Below are 17,925 nucleotides of genomic sequence, written 5' to 3'. Positions count from 1 at the left end.
CGTTGACCATGGACTATCGTCATCTGCAGCAGCGCAAGAGCCTGCATGGCCGCATCGTGCAGGAGCTCGGCATGGATATCGTCGGCGGCAAGCTGCAGCCGGGCCAGCGCTTGCCTGCAGAGGCCGACCTGTGTGAGCGGTACGGCGTTAGCCGCCCCGTGCTGCGCGAGGCCACCCGTGTGCTCGTGGCGAAAGGGCTGGTCGTGTCGAAAACGCGTGTAGGCAGTGTTGTGAAGCCTCGCGCGGAATGGCACATGCTTGACCCCGATGTCCTGTTCTGGACGATCAACAGTGTTCCAGAAGGCGAATTCTTCAGCTCACTCCTGACCGTACGCCGCGTGATCGAACCCGCGGCAGCGGCGCTCGCCGCCACGGCTGCAACTAGCGACGATCTTGCGCGTATTGCATCGGCTTACGATCAGATGGAGCGCGCCGAAACCGCAAGCGCGCTACTGGATCCCGACCTCGAGTTTCACCGCGCCATCATGGCGGCTACTCACAACGACCTGCTGGCCTATATCGGCAACATGCTCTCGCTTGCCCTGACGGAATCGATCAAGCTGACGAGTCGTCATCCCGACACGCACGCGCTTTCGTTGCCGCGGCACAAGGCGATTCTTACTGCAATCCAGAGTCGTGACCCGTTGGGCGCGCGACATGCAAGTCTGGTCCAGCTCGACAATGCGCGCGTAGACGCCGAGCGCGTTCTGGAAACCGGCAGCCAGTTTCAAACAGAACCCTGATACGAACGGGTCGGCTGAGCCCAACCATTGAGCGAAGCGCTTCGTTCTTCCTGTCTCTTTCCTTCCAGATGCTAACTGGATAGTAATACTATTAAAGTGGCCTATCGTTCAGATCATTTCGACAACGCACGACCTGTGGCTGGCGAGTGAGGCCCATCCTGTCATTGTGTTGCGCAGCACGGCGGGACGCGAATACAGAGCACTGCGCTGCACCGCAAAAATTTAATTAGTCCGACTAGTTAAGGGTATACATCGATTAGTAGGCAATAGGGCGTGATATAGCATTTTCTGGAGGGTAGTCATGCGTACGCGCGTGCACGTGGGTTTCATGAAATGAATGATTCCCGGCTCCGGTGCTGTTCTTGCCGGGGCTTTTCCTGCTTGCGCCGTCATGGACATTGAAGTGTTCAACAACTGAGAGACGGGAGACTGAGATGGCGCAAGCGAAGGAAGACAAAGACCAAACGGACCAAAGGGACCAAAAGGACGAAGTGCAAGGCATGCGTCGCGGCTTGCTGCAGGGCGCGGGCCTGTCCGCTGCACTGGCGCTGATGGGTGGAATGATCACGCCGGCGCAGGCGGCCGAAGCCGGATCGTTCCCGGCGCACAAACGGTGGAAGATCGTATTCGTCAACCACGTCACAACGAATCCGTTCTTCGTTCCCACGCAATACGGCATTCAGGATGCGACCGCGTTGCTGGGCATGGACTATCAATGGACCGGCTCGGCCAATGCCGACATCGGCGAAATGGTGAACGCGGTCAACGCCGCGATTGCGGGGAAGGCTGACGCAATCGCCGTACCGATCGTCGATCCCAAGGCGTTCGACAAACCCATCCAGGCCGCGCTCGACGCCGGCATTCCCGTGTTCGCCTACAACGCCGATGCGCCCTCGGGTTCGACGAATCCACGCCTTGCCTATATCGGCCAGGATCTTTATCTGTCCGGCTACCAGATGGGCGAGCGAATCGTCAGCCTCATCGACAGCGGCCTCGTCGCGCTCTTTATCGCCACGCCCGGCCAGCTCAACATTCAGCCCCGGCTTGACGGCGCAGCGGCTGCCATCAAGAAATCGGGCAAGAAGATCGACGTGCAGACCATCGCAACCGGTGCGACCGTCAACGAAGAACTATCGAAGATCAAGTCCTTCTTTCTCGGCCACCAGGATCTCAAAGGCATGTTTGCCGTGGATGCGGGCAGCACCCAAGGCGTTGCCGAGGTGATGAAAGAATCCAATTTGCCCGCCAAAGGTGTGCACGGCGGGGGCTTTGATCTGTTGCCGCGCACGGTCGATCTGATCCACGAAGGATTCCTGGACTTCACGATCGACCAGCAACCCTATGTACAGGGTTTTTATACGGTGCTGGAGGCCTTCATCTTTCTTTCATCCGGCGGCCTCGTTGGGCCGGCCAATATCAACACCGGCCTGAAATTCGTCACCAAGGGCACCGTCGATCCTTACCTGACCACTTCGACGCGCTATGAAGGCAAAAGCACGAAGGCCCAGATCGTGCCACGCACAGGCGCGATCAAAGGGTGAGCTCTGCCGTGCCGAATCAACCACCCGCTAAACGCCCGAGGCGCTGGTCAAGCGCGCTCGGACGTTCCAGCGAGATTCGCATTCTTGCCGTCGCACTCATCCTTTGCATCTACTTCGAGGCAGTCAACCATGACTTCCTGCTGACCGGCGCGAGTCTGCAGAATCTCTCACAGTTCATCGCCCCGGTGGCGATCATTGCCTTTGGTGAAATCATGCTGATGATCGGGGGAGAGATCGATCTTTCCGCCGGGATGGTTTTTGCGTTTGCGCCTTTCATCATGCATTTTTCTCTCGAGGCAGGTTTGCCGGCATGGCTTGCGATGTTCACCGGCGTTATTGCCGCAGGACTCGTCGGGCTCATTAACGGCGCGGTGACGGTCTATCTGCGCATCCCATCTTTTGTGACGACGCTCGGTACGTTGTTCTTCGTGAACGGCCTCACGCTGACGATCTCGCGAGGTACACCGGTTTCGCCACCGGAGGATTCCGTATTTGCTGCAGTCATGGGGGGATGGGGATATAGCGAGATCATCTGGACGCTGGCCATCGCCGCGGTCATGCACGTGCTGCTTCGCCATACACGCTGGGGTTTGCATACGATCGCGTCGGGCGCTAATCCGCTGGGCGCGAGTGAGGCAGGGATACAGGTCCGGCGGCTGAAGCTCGGCAACTTCATTCTTGCCGCGCTACTGGCGGGCTTGACCGGGATTTTGGAGGGTTTTCGCATCACGTCGATCGATCCGCAAGCGGGCGGTAATCAGATCATGTTTCTTGCCGTTGCCGCAGCCGTGATTGGCGGCACGCCGCTCGCCGGTGGATCGGGCACGATCATCGGTGGGCTGATTGGTGCGGCGGTGCTTGGCATTCTCAACGACGGTTTCACGCTGATCGGCATCAACGCCTTCACCTTCAACATGATTCTCGGCGCGGCGATCCTCGGGGCCATGATCTTCAACATCCACGTGGTTCGTCTCGCGCGCAAAGGGGAGTTGTGATGGCCGAGGTGCTGGAGGCGCTGCGCGGTGAGGATATTGTCAAACGTTTCGGCGCGGTCACCGCGCTCGACGGCGTGTCGCTGACGCTAAGACAAGGAGAGATCCTTGGCGTGCTGGGTGACAACGGGGCGGGCAAATCGACCTTGATCAAGATTCTGACCGGGTTTCATCAGCAGACCAGCGGCAAGCTTTTTGTAGGCGGCGAGGAAACCATGCTTCGCTCGGTCGATCACGCCCGTTCACTCGGCATTGAATGCGTCTACCAGGATCTGGCGCTCGCCAATTCGCTGAGCATTTATCACAACATGTTTTTGAATCGGGAAATCATACGTCGGGGCCCGTTTCGCCTCTTGAACAATCGCGCCATGCGTGCCCGCGCTGCGGAGTGTCTTGAAGAAATCGGCGTGCACGTGCCTTCGGTCGACTTGCCGGTCGAGCAGCTTTCCGGAGGACAGCGACAGGCTATCGCGGTCGCGCGTGCGGTTAATTCGAATGCCAGGATATTGCTGCTCGACGAGCCGCTCGCTGCAATGGGCGCCCGCGAGGCCGGACTGATCATCGACCTGATCCTTCGACTCAAGAATAAAGGTGGCCTGTCCATCATCATGATCATGCACAACTATGCGCAGACGCTCGACATCGCGGACCGCGTGATGCTGATGCAGCGCGGACGTGTCACTTACCAGCGGGAAGCAGCCAGCACGTCCGTCGAGGAACTGATGGATATCGTGCGACGCGAATATCGGGCAATGCGGGCAACGACAAACTGACATCGCGCGGTACGTTGCCGATCGGTGTTTCCTCACCTACTTGATAGTCACCAGCAACTGTCGCCGGTCTCTAACGTGCGACATTGAATCTCTTCGTGTGTGCGAAGGGTCTTACCCACGTGCGTCCCACTTCGTAATATTCAGCAAGATTGTGCTGATCCCCTTGCCAACGGAATATCGGCAGTCCGTCGTTTAAAAACGGAGTGTACGAAATGATTCTTTGACAACGTTCCAGGCCGCACCGATACGTGATTCCAAAGGGTTCGTGGAGTCAATTCTGAAACGTTCTTCGTTCGGACGGCAACAATGTGCGTTGGCTACAGGAGATGAGTTTGAAAGTTACTCGCAGGGCCTTCCTTGCACTTGCCATCGCTGATCTGGTGGCGCAGAGCTCAATCTCTTTCGCGGGCCAGTCATCTGACGCGATAGATTGGCCGGGAGCAGAGTGGGACCGTATCGCGCCCGAACAGGCAGGATGGTCGGCCGATGTGCTCACGCAGGTTCATGCCTATGCTCAATCGATCGGCACCGCGACGCTCGTCATCGTGCATCGCGGCCGCATGCTTGGCAGCTTGGGCGACATTACTCGCAAGCTACAGGTCAATTCAGTACGTAAAAGCCTTCTCAGTGCGCTGATTGGCATCGCTGTTGCAGAGAAAAAAATCGATCTCGACGCAAGCCTGGCAAGCCTGAATATCGACGACACACCTCCCGGTCTGACCGATGCAGAGAAAGAGGCAACGGTTCGGCAGTTACTCCAGGCGCGTTCCGGCGTATATCATCCGGCGCTTTACGAAACAGTTGGAGAGAAGCGACTGCGGCCTGCTCGCGGTAGTCATCCTCCCGGCACGTTCTGGTATTACAACAACTGGGATTTCAATGTCCTCGGTGCGATTTATGAACGTGCGGTCGGGGCATCGATTTTCGATAGCTTTCGGCAGCGCATTGCGAGTCCGATCGGCATGCAGGATTATCGTCCGCAGGATGGGCATTACCTCCGCGGACCGGAGTCCATGTATCCGGCCTATCTGTTTCATCTGAGTGCGCGCGACCTGGCTCGTTTCGGCTTGCTATACCTTCGGTCCGGCCAATGGAATAACGAGGCTATTGTTCCCACAAGCTGGGTCAGCGAAAGTACCCGGGCCTGGTCGGAGAATCACCTTCATTCCGGATATGGCTATCTCTGGTGGACCGGATTGGCCGATCGACGCACTGCGGTGATGGATCTGCCACCCGGTGGTTTCTGGGCCGATGGTCACGGTGGCCAGTTCGTGGTGGTCGATCCCGTGAACGACATTGTCGTCGTCCATCAGACCGACGGGCGGAAGGTCACTGAACGGCAAATGGGCCATTTGATGTGGTTGATTTATACGGCCGCCCGCGTTAGCGATCCCGGGGCCGACCCTGTTTAGGCAAGAAGGTAACGATCGTATCGCCCGCCATCTCGAACAACCAGCTACTGCTCCAAAGCGTACGCACGGTATGCCCCTTTGCGCAAAAGTGATTTCGATTTCCGGCACTTCTGAGGCCAGCGGCCCGCACCTATAGTCAGGTCAGCTTTCGGACGCTAACCCCAACTTCATGAGGGGACCCGGACGAAATCCGCCTAACCCAAAGGAGCAGACCATGTTGACCAGGACGTCCCCGGCGCTTCTCGCCGAACCCGCTACTGCAACCTTGGACGCGCAATACTTCGAGTACACGTCGTCCGCCAATCCGATCGGCGCGAAGCTCATCTCGCGCGTGCCTTTCCGCAATTTCCCGCCTTCGCTGTACGCGGATGGCGCAACGCGAGTTGTGCCGCTCGACCTCTCCGCGGAGTTGGGTTGCCCCGGCCCCGCGACCGGCCCTGGTTTGAGCGCCAATTTTCTGCGCATCAACGCAGGTGACGCATTGACGCTTGCCCCGAACGCGACCTCGCAGGTCTGCTACGTCATTAGCGGGACCGGCAGCGTGACGCAGGCCGAAACAAGCTTCCCATTCGCGCAGGGCGATTTCTTCACGCTGCCAGGCGGCGATGCTGCCGTGCTTTCCGCCGCAGCGACGGCCACGCTCTATTACGTCAACGACGCGCCGTTGCTCACCTATCTCGGCACGACCGGCGTCCGCGCGCGCTTTGCGCCGACGCTCTATCCGGCCGCTCAGGCGCAGGCGGAATTGCGCAAGGTCTCGGAAGAAGCCAATGCGGGCCGCCGCAACCGCATCAGCGTGCTGATGGGCAACGCCAATTTCCCGCAGACGCGAACGGTCACGCATGTGTTGTGGGCCATGTTCGGCATCGTGCCGCCCAACTCGATCCAGAAGCCGCACCGTCACCAGTCGATTGCACTCGACTTTATCGCCGGGGGCCAGCCAGGTGTCTATACGCTGGTGGGTACCGAACTGGACGAGAACGGCAATATCGTGAATCCGACACGCGTCGATTGGCAAGCCGGGATGGCGTTTGTTACGCCGCCGGGGTACTGGCATGCGCATTTCAATGAAACGAACGAAAACGCTTATGTGATCCCGATCCAGGATGCCGGCTTGCAGACCTGGCTGCGCACGCTCGACATTCGCTTCGCCCGTTAAGCCTTAAGCGCCAACGCGAGTCCGTCGTCCCAGTACGGCGGCTCGCCAAACATCTCGGCGTAGAAATCCACGAACGCGCGCACTTTCGACGAGACGATTTTCTTCGGCGGGTAGACCGCCCAGACTGCGGGTTCGGCTCGCCCCGTGCGTGCTTCCCATTCAGGCAGCACGTGCAGCAGGTGCCCTTCGCGCAGGGCTGTAGACGCGAGCCAAGTCGGCAGAAGAGCCAGGCCGCAGCCGGCCACAGCGAGTTCCAGTACGGCTTCGGAGTCGTCTGCGCGCAAGCGCCCTTGCAATTCCACCAGCACCTGTTCCGGCGACGCCTGTGCATCCGCGACGCGGGTGAAAGACCATTTGTCGTCCGGCAGCAGGGGCAAGCGAAGCGTATCGTGCGCGGCCAGATCTTCAGGGATACGAGGCATCCCGCCGCGCTTGAAATACGCCGGGCTGCCGCAGACGATACGACGATGCGGCGCAATGCGTTTAGCCATTAACGAAGAGTCGGGCAACACGCCGATACGGATTGCCACGTCAAAGCCGGCTTCGATCATGTTGAGCGTTTCATCGGTCGACACGATATCGAGGTCAATGTCGGGGTAGCGCGTCATGAACGCCGGCAGATGCGGCACGATATGCCGGCGTCCGAATGCCGAGGGCATCGTGACGCGCAGCACGCCTTGCGGTGTGAGATTCAACGATGACGTAACCTGGCGTGCGTCGTCGAGCGCCTGCAGGGCAATCATGGCGTGTTCGCGAAACAGTCTGCCGCCTTCGGTCAGAACGAGCCCTCGCGTCGACCGGTTGAAGAGGGCAATGCCCAGATCCTTTTCGAGCTCGCTGACGTAGCGCGAGACGGTCGAGGTCTTGACCGCCATTTCATGGGCTGTCTTGCTGAAGCTCTGCAGCTCCGCTGCGTTGATGAAGGCCCGTACCGCGGCAAAATAATCCATAGTTATATTTCCCGCGTGAAACAACGGACTAGTTGTGGCAAGTAAAAAATTCATCCTCGAAAAAATGCGAGGCGACTGACTGTCAACGGTCGACGTGCGTGTGTCGCTGTGAGTGTCGAAGGATAACCCCTTAGTTATCACTCTTGCAGCAAGAAACGGGGAACTGCCAAAGCGAACATGACACCAATGTAATGTGAGCGTCAGCGTGCATCCATCTTCACCGTACAGAATAAGGAACACTCACTCACGTTTCTACGATGTGGTGAGATCGGAGGCTTCAGTCACAGTGGCGTGAAGCTGACCAAACTTAAGTTCGGGAGATATTTCATCATGAAGACCCTTATCTATGCAGCGTTGATCGCCGGCGTATTCGCCGCTCCAGTTGCCTCTTTCGCGCAAGACGCTACGGCTCCGCTGACGCGGGCCGACGTACGCGCGGATCTGATTCGAGTAGAACAGGCGGGGTACCGGCCGGCCGCCAAAGATGTGCACTACCCAGACGATATTCAGGCAGCAGAGGCGCGTGTTCAAACGCAGAATGTCGCGGCCCAGGGGAGCACGGATGTAGGCGGAACGTCGGATGGCTCATCGCAGGCGGGTGCGCCGACGGCAACCGTAAATACTCACTCGATCTATTTCGGTCACTGAAGTTCGCGGACCTCACAAGCCATCGTTGATTACTTCTTTCGGCGTATTGAGTGAATCGCCGTCTGAAAATACCAACATCGGCGAGATGAGCAAGCGCCATGGAATGTTTCAGATCCATTACAGGTATGGCATTCACTGAATGCAGACCATAAATAAGTTTTACTTTCCGATTTTCCACTGCGCCGCCATTGTGTGAGCCATACAGCCGCATCGATGGGGAATGTTGTTATCTGTTCAGATGGACTTTTCTTAAGATTCCTTAAGAAATGGTTCATCGATCGAAAGCGGTGGGAAAGTCAAATACTCAGGCCAATCCGTGGACCAGCGGTCAAGCCAATAAACGGAAAGGAGACGAATCGATGGAAAAGCGCCTGATGGCCTTGATATTGCTCGCTGCAGCCACATTGGCCGGTTGTGGGGGCGGAGATAACGTCAGCGGACCGACATCGCCAAAGCTACTGACGAATATCGCCGTGCCCAATGCTTCGAGCCCGCCATTCAGTTTCGACATCGGCTACGTCGAGGCCGGCAAGTACTTTCTGACCGACCGCAACAACAAAGCAGTCGATGTCGTAGACACCAAATCGAACACGTTGATCGCCCAGATCCCGGGTCCATTCATCGGTGCCGGCGCCACGACAAACGAGTCCGGTCCGGACGGAATTGTAGGTATCACCGGCACGAACACGATCTATGCCGGCGACGTCGATTCAGTCAAGGTGATCGATACGGCTGCGCAAAAGACGGTCAACACCATCACCATCAGTAATTCCGGACAGCGCGTCGACGAGGGTTGCTACGATCCTGACGATCATCTCGTGATGTACGCGAGTCCTGGAGACTCACCGCCGTTCGTCACGTTCATTTCCACGCTGACACAAACGGTGCTGGTAAAGCTTCCTTTCAACGGTTCGTCGGGGCTGGAAGCATGCACATATGATTCTGCCTCGAAGAGCTTTTTGATCAACAACGACGGGACCGCTGCCAATCCCGAGGGCGAACTTGATGTCATCACGGCCAGCTCGGCGGTGGCGGGAAGTCCTGCTGTCAGCAAGTCGTTTCCGTTGGGGAAATGCGGACCGACGGGCATCGTGCTTGGTCCGAATAACGACGTGCTCATTGGATGCGATCCACCCGCCGGCGATCCGCTCATCACGCTGATCCTCGATCGCACGAGTGGCGCAATTCAGGCCAGCCTGCCGTTTGGCGGGGTGGACCAGGTCGGTTACGATCCGGCGTCCAACCGCTATTTCCTGCCGGCCCGGCACTACGTGACGAGCGGGATTGCCGCCGCCTCAGGGTTTAGTCCGCAGATGGGCGTAGTCGATGGTGCATCACGGCAGTTGCTCTTTAAGATTGCGGTGGGCACAGGCGCGCATTCTGTCGCCATCGACAGTTCGCTTGGGCAAGTGTATGTGCCGTTCCAGCCCGGCGCGGCAGGTTTCCCCAACGGCGGCATTTCAGTGTTCTCGACCCACTAGACTTATCACCAACGCCCAGACAGGCTCAGCTCGCACGATAGGGCCGTTCTTCAGGCGAGCGGCGCCTCCTGGTCTCCAACAGAGCGCTGCGGGCTTCGAAGGCTGCGGTCGGGGCTTAAGTACGGCAAAGCAAACAGGTAGAGCCCCGAGAGCAACAGAAGGGCCAGCGGCAGCAGCGGCGCGTAGGTGATCCAGGGCGGCGGGAGACCGCTTCCCCGGGCCATGGCGACAAAGTTGGCGATAACCGTCAGCGTGAAGGCGATGGATATCCACCGGTGAGACCGACGAATCCAGGCGCTGGTATTCATTTCGTGCTCCTCGGCGCCTGGATCATCTTCCAGCCATTGCCGGCAGGGTCGCGGAAACCGGCATCGACGCTGCCGAAGCGGTCTATCGGCTCCTGCGTGAATTCCACGCCGCGGGCTTTCAGCTGGGTGTAGCTGGCGCGACAGTCGTCCACCGAGAGAACCAGCGGTGGCATGGCTCCCTTGGCGACCATGGCGCGCAAGGTTTGCGCAGTAGCGTCGTCGTGGATGGGTGGCCCGGGTGTGAACAGGCCGAGCTGGAACGAGGGCTGATCCGGATGCTGGACCGTGAGCCAGCGGTAGGGACCGTTGCGCACGTCCGTGTGGACGCGGAATCCGAGCTTGTCGACGTAGAACGTGAGCGCTTCGTCCTGGTTATCGACGTACAAGCCCACGACATTTACACCTTGGTTCATGGCACCTCCCTGATTGATGGTCAGAATGTATCTTTGGCCACGCGGCGGCGCTTCTCCAAAACTGCGATGTTGAGGTCGGGGCGCTGCGCGGCCTTGAGGACGCAGGCGGGCACACGGTCGAGCAGAGGCATGTTGGCCCGAGCCTCGAGGCGCAGGGCGCTAGGGCTTTGGCCGGTGATGTCGCGGAAGATGCGGCCGAAGGTGCCGAGGCTCTCCCAGCCGGTGGCGAAGGCAATTTCCGTGATGCCGAGCTCGGTGTCGCGCAGGAGGGTGGTGGCCTGCTCGATGCGCCGCGTCAGCAGGTAGCGGTGCGGTGGGAGGCCGAAGGCCCGCTTGAAGGAGCGCGCGAAATGGGCCTCGGAGACGCCGCTGACCTCGGCGAGGCGCTTGACGGGCCAGGCCTCGTGCGAGGCGGCGTCCATGCGGTCCTTGGCGCGTAGCAGGCGGCGCAGCAGGGCCGGGTCTTGCAACGCGTCGGCGCCGACCGGTGGTGCGGACGAGGCAAGCGGCTGGGCGTGATGGTCTTCGCGACGGGGCATGAGGTCCGAGGGGGCCGAAGGTATCCGGCTAGTTTAGGCTCAACACGGGTACCCGCAAAGCGGCGCACTGGCGCCCGCCGATGTGTGTCTCGGCGTATCGACTCTCAGACCTTGGACAACATCCATTCCCGGAACCGCTTCAACCCCGGTTGTGTTTCCATGCGCCCCGGGAAATAGCAGAGATAGTGTCCATGATCGACGTCGATCGGGGCCGTCAGCGGCTCGACAAGCGTGCCAGCGGCGAGATTGTCGCGCACGAGAAAGGCTGGGATGAGCGCTAGTCCCAGACCGGCCTGAGCTGCCTGGATCAGCACGGAGTATTGCTCGAAGCGCGGGCCTGCAAGCACATGCATGTCGCGGACATCGTAGAACTCGGCCCATTGACTCCATACCTGTTCAGCCTGGCTGTGCAGCAGCCGGGGCACGCGCGCGGCATCCTGCAACCGGCGCAACGCATACTTTTGCTGACATTCAGGCGCGCAGACCAACAGAAAAGTACGCCCGTCGATGTAATCGCATTGGACGCCCTCCCAACTTCCATCGCCATAGCGGATAGCCGCGTCCAGATCCAGCGGAAACGGATCGCCGTGCGCCAGGTGCCGGCTGAAGCTGATCGTGAGTCCCGGGGTGCTTGAAAGGAATTCCGGTAGCCGGGGAATCAGCCATTTGGTCGTGAACGTCGGCACGCTCGCGATCGTCAGCACGTCGCTCTGCCCGGCGGCGCTCATGAGTTCGAGCGACGCGTTGCCCAGGTCGCGCAACGGGGTGGCCACGCGCGCGAGGTAAAGGCCGCCCGCCCGGGTGAGCGCAAGATTGCGGCCGTCCCGAATGAAAAGCTGCACACCGAATGAATCTTCCAGGCTGGCGATCTGCCGGCTGACTGCGCTCGGCGTCAGTCCCAGTTCGCGCGCTGCTCTCGAGAAGTTCAGATGCTTGGCGGAGCTCGTGAAGGCGAGTAATTCGGTGAGGTTCGGGTAAAGGTGTTTCATCGGTCTGGCGTCGAAGTATTCCGGATGCGCACAGCGCAATGCGTGTTTTGTACGTTTTTTTCATGACGACGCCATGTCGCATCCGCACACTTGCAAGCAAATCGAAATCTTGCGCCCCGTCCTGTCAGGGCGCGCGGGTTTCCGTCCGTTTCACTAGGAAAGCTTGCATGCAAACGCCTGCCGCACCGGTCATCCAGCCCCATGTTCCCGCTCGTCACAGCAGCGGGCGCTTTGCGTCGATCCAGCGCGTCGTGTTTCAGGCCGTAGTGGTGCTCTTCGCGATCTATATGCTGCTGCCGATCGCTCTGTTGCTGATCGGTGCGTTCGGCGAAACGTGGACCAACACATTGCTGCCGACCGGCGTCACCGGACACTGGTTCGCAGACCTTGCCGCCAACGCGAGTTTCCGCCGTGCTTTCCGCGTGAGCCTGATGGTCGCCCTGGCCTGCTGTTGCGCGACTGCCGTGATCGGTTTGCCGCTCGCGTATGCGCTGCACTACCGCTCGCTCTCCGGGCGCGGCGTGACCGCGCGGCTGGTCGCGTTGCTGCCGGTCGGGGTGCCGGCGCTCACGCTGGGTTTCGGTTACATCGCCATCTTCAGCGGCGACACGCTGCCCTGGCTCGGATCGTTGTCGTTGCTGATTGCCGCCCATACGGTGCTGACTTTGCCCTACCTAACGCAAACACTGCTTAGCGACTTGCGCCACCTCGACATCGCGCGCCTCGAAGCCTGTGCTGCGACGCTCGGCGCCACACCACTGCGGCAGTTCTTCACGATCGCCTTGCCCAACCTCCGGCAGAGCCTGTTCTCGGGACTCGTCATGGTGGCCGCACTGTCGATCGGAGAATTTCAGGTGTCCAACCTGATCGCCGGTTTTCGCTACCGGAACTATCCGGTCGTGCTGCTGCAGGCGTTTTACGGCGCGACCGGCATGGCGTGCGCCGCCACCGTGGTGCTGCTTTGCCTCGCGGTGATCGCGACCCTGGTATCGATCAACACTGTTCAACGACTGAAGTAAAACGATGAGCCTCCATTTCGACAACGTGAGCTTTACTTATCCCGGCGCGCAACACGGTATCGAAGCCGTCACGCTGTCGGTCACGCCGGGCGAACTGCTCGCCGTGATGGGCCGCAGCGGTTCCGGCAAGTCGACGATCCTGCGCTTGACCGCGGGTCTGCTGGACGGCTATCGAGGACGGATCGCGATCGACGGGCGCGACGTGGCGGGCGTTCCGGTGTGGCGCCGCGAGGTCGGCATGGTGTTCCAGCAATACGCGCTTTTCCCGCATCTGAACGTACTGGACAACGTGGCCTACGGGCTGCGAATGCGCGGCATCGATGCCGCGAAACGCCGGGCTCGCGCGCTCGACATGCTCGAACGGGTCGGTCTTGGCGAACACGCCGCGCGGCGTACGACCTTGCTGTCGGGCGGCCAACAGCAGCGTGTCGCGCTGGCTCGCGCGCTGGCGTTCGAACCGAAGGTGCTGCTGCTCGACGAACCGCTTGCCGCGCTCGACGCAGGCATCCGCCAGCAGCTGCGCGACGAGATTCGCACGCTGCAGCGCGCATGCGGCGCCACCACCTTGCTGGTCACGCACGATCAGGACGAAGCGTTGAGTCTTGCGGACCGCGTGGCCGTGGTCGACGGCGGGCGTGTCTTGCAGGTGGATACGCCCGAGCGTCTCTACGAGCAACCGGTATCGACGCAGGTCGCACGCTTCGTCGGTCATTCGAGCGTGATGCCGGGGCGCGTGATTGCGAACGGCACGGTCGACGTTTCCTTTGCGCTGCTGTCCGCCGATACCCGTGCTTTCCGCCCTGGTGACCAGGTCGAGGTGCTGCTTCGTCCCGAGCACGTGCAGCCCGATCCGCCAGCGGACGCAGTCAACCGGCTCGCCGGCCGCCGCGCCGAGGTGCGCTACTTCGGCGCGACGTGCCGCTACGACTTCGTTCCGGATTCCACGCAGAAGCCGCTTCTGTGCGAAGGGCGCCGTCTTGCCGAACACGCTATCGCGATCGACCCCGAGCACCTGCGCGTACTGCCCGCGCAGACCAGTCAATTTTGCTAATTCACCTTCCTTGTTTGACGGAGAACCAGAATGTTTGCAGGGCTTAGTCTTTTGTCGCGAGTCCGCCGTATCGCCACAGTTGTTTGTGCGTTGTCGGTACTGACTGCCGCGTCTGGCGCTCATGCCGCGCCGGCCGCACCGCTTTACCCCGGAGAAGAAGCGTTGTACGCGAAGGCCGCGGACGAGGGGCTCGTCGTGTCGTTCGACACCGGTCCCGAATGGGCCAACTGGAAGGCGCTGTTCGCCGAGTTCAGAAAGCGCTATCCGAAGGTCGAGATTACGTACAACGACATCGGCTCGGCCGCGACGGTGGTGGCGCTCGACAAGTCGCGCCGACGTCCGCAGGCCGACACTGCGTACTACTTTGCAGCCTCAGCACTGGACGCCGTCAACAAGGACGTGGTCGCGCCGTTCAAGCCGATCAATTTCGACAAACTGCCGCCGGTGTTTCGCGAGCGCGACGGCCGCTGGTTCACAGTTCATTCGCTGAACATCGCCCTGCTGGTCAACCGGAAACTGATCAAGGACGTCCCGCAAGGTTGGGCCGATCTGCTCAAGCCCGAGTACCGTAACTCGGTGGTCTATCTGGATCCGCGTTCGACCGGCCAGGGGCAGGTCGCGGTCTTTGCTGCGGCTTATGCGTTCGGCGGTAGCGTCGACAATCCGAAGCCGGGTGCCGACTTTTTCGGCAAGTTGCGCGAAGCGGGCAACGTGATGCGTGTCGAAGGCACCACTCCCTACGCGAAGTTCGTCAAGGGCGAGATTCCGATCCTGATCGGCTACGAAAACGACGGCCTCAAGGCGAAGTACGCCGACGGTATGGGCGACGCCGTCGAAGTCGTGATCCCGAAGGAAGCCACGGTGTCCGCACCGTACGCCATGAGTCTCGTGAAGGACGGCCCGAATCAGAATGCGGCGCGTCTGTGGTTGAACCTCGTCATGAGCGACGTCGGCCAGGCGCTGTTCGCGCAAGGGTATGTGCGTCCCGCTGTGCCTGACGTGCAACTCTCCGCGGACATCCGCGCGAAGATGCCCGACGTGCCGCAGATGCATCCGCTCGACGTAGTCAAAGCCGCCGCGAAGAAAGCGGAAGTCGACCAGTTGTGGGCGCAGGCAGTGCTCGCGAAATAAGGTGCGGCAGATGGGGACTTCCTCGATGAACGAAGGGCTCGCGCGGCGCTTCGGCGCGGTTCCGGCGGGCCTCCTTCTCGCCCTGTTCTTTGCGCTGCCGCTCGGCGCATTGCTGGTCTCAGCGGCTGAGGGGAACGGCGCGGCCTTCGTGCGCCTCGCTCATGATCCGCTGGTGGTCAGTGCGCTCGGTCACTCGCTCGCGCTGGCGTTCGCTGCCGGCACCGTGTCGCTGGCGGTGGGGCTGCCGCTTGCGATGGTGCTGGCCGGACAGCCGCCGCAGCGGCGCGGCTGGTTGCTCGCGTTGCTCGGCGTGCCGTTGGCGTTTTCCGGTCTGGTGATTGCGTACGGCTTCATTCTTGCCTTCGGCCGCGCCGGTTTCGTGACGAGCATCGTCGCTCGACTCGGCGCCGACCCGGCCACGGTCGGAGCGCTGATCTATACGACCGCGGGACTGGTTGCTGCTTACGCGTACTACCTGATTCCACGCGTAGCGCTGATGCTTTATCCGGCGATCGCCAACCTGGACCGCCGTCCGATCGAAGCCGCGCTGACACTGGGCGCGTCGCCGTTGCGAGCGCTCTTCGACGTGGCGTTGCGGGAACTGTGGCCTTCGATCGCCGCGGCCTGGTGTCTCGTCACATCGATCGCACTCGGAACCTACGGTACTGCACTCGCGCTCGCCGGGACGCAGATCAACATCCTGCCGCTACTGATGTACCTGAAACTTTCAGACGGACAGACGGATTTCCCGCAGGCAGCCGCGCTTTCGCTGATGTTGATGGCGGTTTGTACGTGCGTTCTGGCACTAGGAGAATGCCTTGCACGGCAACGACGACACTGAATGGTCCAACGCAGCGTATCTGGCGCTGCAGAGACTTGCGGTTCACCAGACGGGGCCGATGCGGCATGCGATGCCGGTTGGATTGATCGGTCCAAGGGAAGCCACACCGGAACAACTGCAGGCGGCGAGAAGCCTGAGCTACGCGTTAGCGGGCACCGGCATGACGATCCTCTGCGGTGGCAAAGGTGGGGTGATGGAAGCGGCCGCATTCGGCGCGAAACGCGCGGGCGGCATCGTGGTCGGCCTGCTGCCCGAGGACGACGCGAACGAGGCCAATCCGTTTCTTACCGTGGCGCTGCCGACCGGATTAGGTATTACACGAAATGCGTTGATTGCGCGCGCCTCGCTCTGTCTCATCGCGATTGGGGGCGGGCTGGGCACGTTGTCAGAGATGGCGCTTGGCCTGCAATGGAACAAGCCCGTATTCACCATGCTAGGCGCACCTTTGGTACGGGGGGCCGAGGTGTTCGACGATGTTGATACGCTCGTCGCCAGTGTGGCGAACTGGCTTGTAGCCGCGAGACAGACGCAAACAGCCAAAGAATGAAACGGAATACGGGCGCGAGTCACCGGCTCGCGTCCGAGGTTCCGATGTAACAGGCATCTCAATCAGTTTGATCACTTCTCTCTAATAAATAGGCATCCTTATCATGATGAAAAAAACCACCGTTACATTACTCGCGATGAGCAGCCTGTCGCTCACCGCATACGCGCAGAGCAGCGTGACCCTGTACGGGATTGTCGACGCGGGTCTTGGCTATACGAGCGGCCAACGCGTCGTGCAGACCAAGGGTGCGGCAGGCAAGCCGGCCGTCTACAGTAATGGATCGAGTTATGGGTTTGCGAGCGGTACCTGGTCAGGCGATCGCTGGGGGCTGAAGGGCAACGAAGACCTGGGTGACGGCCTGTCGGCGGTGTTCCAGTTGGAGAACGGCTTTAACATCGGTACGGGGCAGCTCGGTCAGGGCGGCCGAGAGTTTGGTCGTCAGGCATGGATGGGATTGTCGAGCACCAGACTCGGCAGGCTCACGCTGGGTCGCCAGTACGATCCGATCGTCGACTTCGTCGGCACCATCAGCGCGGGCACCTTCCTGACGGGCATGGGCGCGCACCCCGGCGATCTGGATAACATCGACAATCAGGCGCGCGAGAGCAACTCGATCAAGTACACGAGCCCGGTATTTTCGGGGCTTCAGTTCGGCGCACTGTACGGTTTCGGCGGTCAGGCGGGCAGCGTCAAGAACCAGAACACGTGGAGCCTGGGCGGCCAATACACGCATGGTCCGTTCGCCATCGGCGCGGCCTACATGCAGGCAACCAATGCTTACGGGGCCAATGGCGGCGCCTGGACCAGCGCGTATGACGGCACATTCGCTTCGTCGATCAACGAAGGCTTTGCGTCGGCAAAGAGCCAGCAGATCATTGCAGCTGCAAGCACATACCAGATCGGCCAGGTGACGCTCGGCGTGTCGTACAGCAATACGCAATACCAGGCCGGCAGCTTCTCGTTGTTCTCCGGCAAAGAGACGTTCAACTCGGCGGGCGCGACGGTGTCCTGGCAGGCGACGCCGGCGCTGCGTATCGCCGCAGGTTACGACTACACGCAAGGCAGTTCTATCAAGGGCGAGTCGGCGCCGAAGTACAACCAGTTCAACCTCGCCTCGTATTACTTCCTGTCCAAGCGCACGGCACTTTACGGCCTCGTCGGCTACCAGAAGGCGAGCGGCAAGACGCTCGACGCATTCGGCAATACGGTCAGTGCGACCGCTTCGGTTGGCGATGTGGGGAACGGAATTTCGTCGGCAAGCAACGTGCAAACACTCGTTCGAGTGGGTATCCGGCAGACGTTCTAAGTGTTCGGCGGCGCGCGTCGCCGCCTCGCCAATCGGCGTCACGTAAACCGGATGTCCGACTCGCTGCGCCGGCCGCAACCGG

General features: G+C 60.6%; 19 protein-coding genes. 14 read left to right on the top strand and 5 right to left on the bottom strand.

What is annotated here, in order from left to right; genetic code table 11:
• The first annotated feature begins 8 nt into the window (after positions 1–8).
• The 6 genes from M0D66_RS20805 (at position 9) to M0D66_RS20780 (ending at position 6,620) form a co-directional block, all read left to right on the top strand.
• A complete protein-coding gene (locus tag M0D66_RS20805; protein WP_093635036.1) occupies positions 9–743 on the top strand; it encodes a FadR/GntR family transcriptional regulator in 735 nt (244 codons plus the stop codon).
• 434 nt (positions 744–1,177) lie between these two features.
• On the top strand, positions 1,178–2,284 hold the full coding sequence (locus tag M0D66_RS20800) for a sugar ABC transporter substrate-binding protein (protein WP_266211477.1): 1,107 nt from the start codon (positions 1,178–1,180) through the stop codon (positions 2,282–2,284).
• A gap of 8 nt (positions 2,285–2,292) precedes the next feature.
• Positions 2,293–3,279: an ABC transporter permease gene (locus tag M0D66_RS20795; protein WP_266211476.1), complete on the top strand. Its 987-nt coding sequence runs from the start codon at positions 2,293–2,295 to the stop codon at positions 3,277–3,279.
• Positions 3,279–4,049 carry an ATP-binding cassette domain-containing protein gene (locus tag M0D66_RS20790; protein WP_266211475.1) on the top strand — a complete coding sequence of 257 codons (771 nt, stop codon included), beginning with the start codon at positions 3,279–3,281 and terminating at the stop codon, positions 4,047–4,049. Before M0D66_RS20795 ends, M0D66_RS20790 begins: the two co-directional genes overlap by 1 nt.
• Before the next feature lie 326 nt (positions 4,050–4,375).
• Positions 4,376–5,461 carry a serine hydrolase gene (locus tag M0D66_RS20785; protein ID WP_266211474.1) on the top strand — a complete coding sequence of 362 codons (1,086 nt, stop codon included), beginning with the start codon at positions 4,376–4,378 and terminating at the stop codon, positions 5,459–5,461.
• 214 nt (positions 5,462–5,675) lie between these two features.
• On the top strand, positions 5,676–6,620 hold the full coding sequence (locus M0D66_RS20780) for a cupin domain-containing protein (protein WP_266211473.1): 945 nt from the start codon (positions 5,676–5,678) through the stop codon (positions 6,618–6,620).
• Here the strand turns inward: M0D66_RS20780 and M0D66_RS20775 are convergent.
• A complete protein-coding gene (locus M0D66_RS20775; protein WP_266211472.1) occupies positions 6,617–7,570 on the bottom strand; it encodes a LysR family transcriptional regulator in 954 nt (317 codons plus the stop codon). The genes M0D66_RS20780 and M0D66_RS20775 overlap by 4 nt on opposite strands.
• A gap of 330 nt (positions 7,571–7,900) precedes the next feature.
• On the opposite strand from M0D66_RS20775, the gene M0D66_RS20770 reads away from it, so the two are divergent.
• Together M0D66_RS20770 and M0D66_RS20765 are read left to right on the top strand one after the other, a co-directional pair.
• Positions 7,901–8,218, top strand: coding sequence for a DUF4148 domain-containing protein (locus M0D66_RS20770; RefSeq protein WP_093635139.1), 318 nt, complete (start codon positions 7,901–7,903; stop codon positions 8,216–8,218).
• Between the two features lie 359 nt (positions 8,219–8,577).
• Positions 8,578–9,699: a hypothetical protein gene (locus M0D66_RS20765; protein ID WP_256457353.1), complete on the top strand. Its 1,122-nt coding sequence runs from the start codon at positions 8,578–8,580 to the stop codon at positions 9,697–9,699.
• Positions 9,700–9,749: 50 nt separating this feature from the next.
• On the opposite strand, the gene M0D66_RS20760 is transcribed toward M0D66_RS20765, so the two are convergent.
• The 4 genes from M0D66_RS20760 to M0D66_RS20745 all read right to left on the bottom strand — a co-directional run bounded on the left by M0D66_RS20760 (position 9,750) and on the right by M0D66_RS20745 (position 11,948).
• Entirely contained in the window at positions 9,750–10,007 is a 258-nt protein-coding gene (locus M0D66_RS20760; RefSeq protein WP_211699735.1) for a hypothetical protein, read from the bottom strand.
• The gene (locus M0D66_RS20755; RefSeq protein ID WP_093635045.1) at positions 10,004–10,420 is read right to left on the bottom strand and encodes a VOC family protein; all 417 of its coding nucleotides are present in this window, start codon (positions 10,418–10,420) and stop codon (positions 10,004–10,006) included. The genes M0D66_RS20760 and M0D66_RS20755 overlap by 4 nt, the downstream gene beginning before the upstream one ends.
• Before the next feature lie 20 nt (positions 10,421–10,440).
• Positions 10,441–10,959 (bottom strand): helix-turn-helix domain-containing protein, encoded by a 519-nt coding sequence (locus tag M0D66_RS20750; protein ID WP_266211471.1) that lies wholly within the window; start codon positions 10,957–10,959, stop codon positions 10,441–10,443.
• 104 nt (positions 10,960–11,063) lie between these two features.
• Complete coding sequence (locus M0D66_RS20745) at positions 11,064–11,948, bottom strand: LysR substrate-binding domain-containing protein (RefSeq protein ID WP_200652468.1); 885 nt, start codon at positions 11,946–11,948, stop codon at positions 11,064–11,066.
• 287 nt (positions 11,949–12,235) lie between these two features.
• On the opposite strand from M0D66_RS20745, the gene M0D66_RS20740 reads away from it, so the two are divergent.
• The 6 genes from M0D66_RS20740 (at position 12,236) to M0D66_RS20715 (ending at position 17,843) form a co-directional block, all read left to right on the top strand.
• Positions 12,236–12,967 carry an ABC transporter permease gene (locus tag M0D66_RS20740; RefSeq protein WP_266211505.1) on the top strand — a complete coding sequence of 244 codons (732 nt, stop codon included), beginning with the start codon at positions 12,236–12,238 and terminating at the stop codon, positions 12,965–12,967.
• Positions 12,968–12,971: 4 nt separating this feature from the next.
• Positions 12,972–14,018 carry an ABC transporter ATP-binding protein gene (locus M0D66_RS20735; RefSeq protein ID WP_266211470.1) on the top strand — a complete coding sequence of 349 codons (1,047 nt, stop codon included), beginning with the start codon at positions 12,972–12,974 and terminating at the stop codon, positions 14,016–14,018.
• A 30-nt stretch (positions 14,019–14,048) separates the two neighbouring features.
• Positions 14,049–15,149 (top strand): extracellular solute-binding protein, encoded by a 1,101-nt coding sequence (locus tag M0D66_RS20730; protein ID WP_266211469.1) that lies wholly within the window; start codon positions 14,049–14,051, stop codon positions 15,147–15,149.
• A gap of 10 nt (positions 15,150–15,159) precedes the next feature.
• The gene (locus M0D66_RS20725; RefSeq protein WP_266211468.1) at positions 15,160–15,990 is read left to right on the top strand and encodes an ABC transporter permease; all 831 of its coding nucleotides are present in this window, start codon (positions 15,160–15,162) and stop codon (positions 15,988–15,990) included.
• 58 nt (positions 15,991–16,048) lie between these two features.
• Positions 16,049–16,537, top strand: coding sequence for a TIGR00725 family protein (locus tag M0D66_RS20720; protein WP_266211504.1), 489 nt, complete (start codon positions 16,049–16,051; stop codon positions 16,535–16,537).
• A gap of 106 nt (positions 16,538–16,643) precedes the next feature.
• On the top strand, positions 16,644–17,843 hold the full coding sequence (locus tag M0D66_RS20715; RefSeq protein ID WP_266211503.1) for a porin: 1,200 nt from the start codon (positions 16,644–16,646) through the stop codon (positions 17,841–17,843).
• Positions 17,844–17,925: the final 82 nt, after the last annotated feature.

It is taken from the genome of Paraburkholderia sp. SECH2, assembly GCF_030464795.1.
Classification (GTDB): Bacteria; Pseudomonadota; Gammaproteobacteria; order Burkholderiales; family Burkholderiaceae; genus Paraburkholderia; species Paraburkholderia aspalathi.
This window is presented reverse-complemented; position numbering and strand designations above follow the sequence as displayed.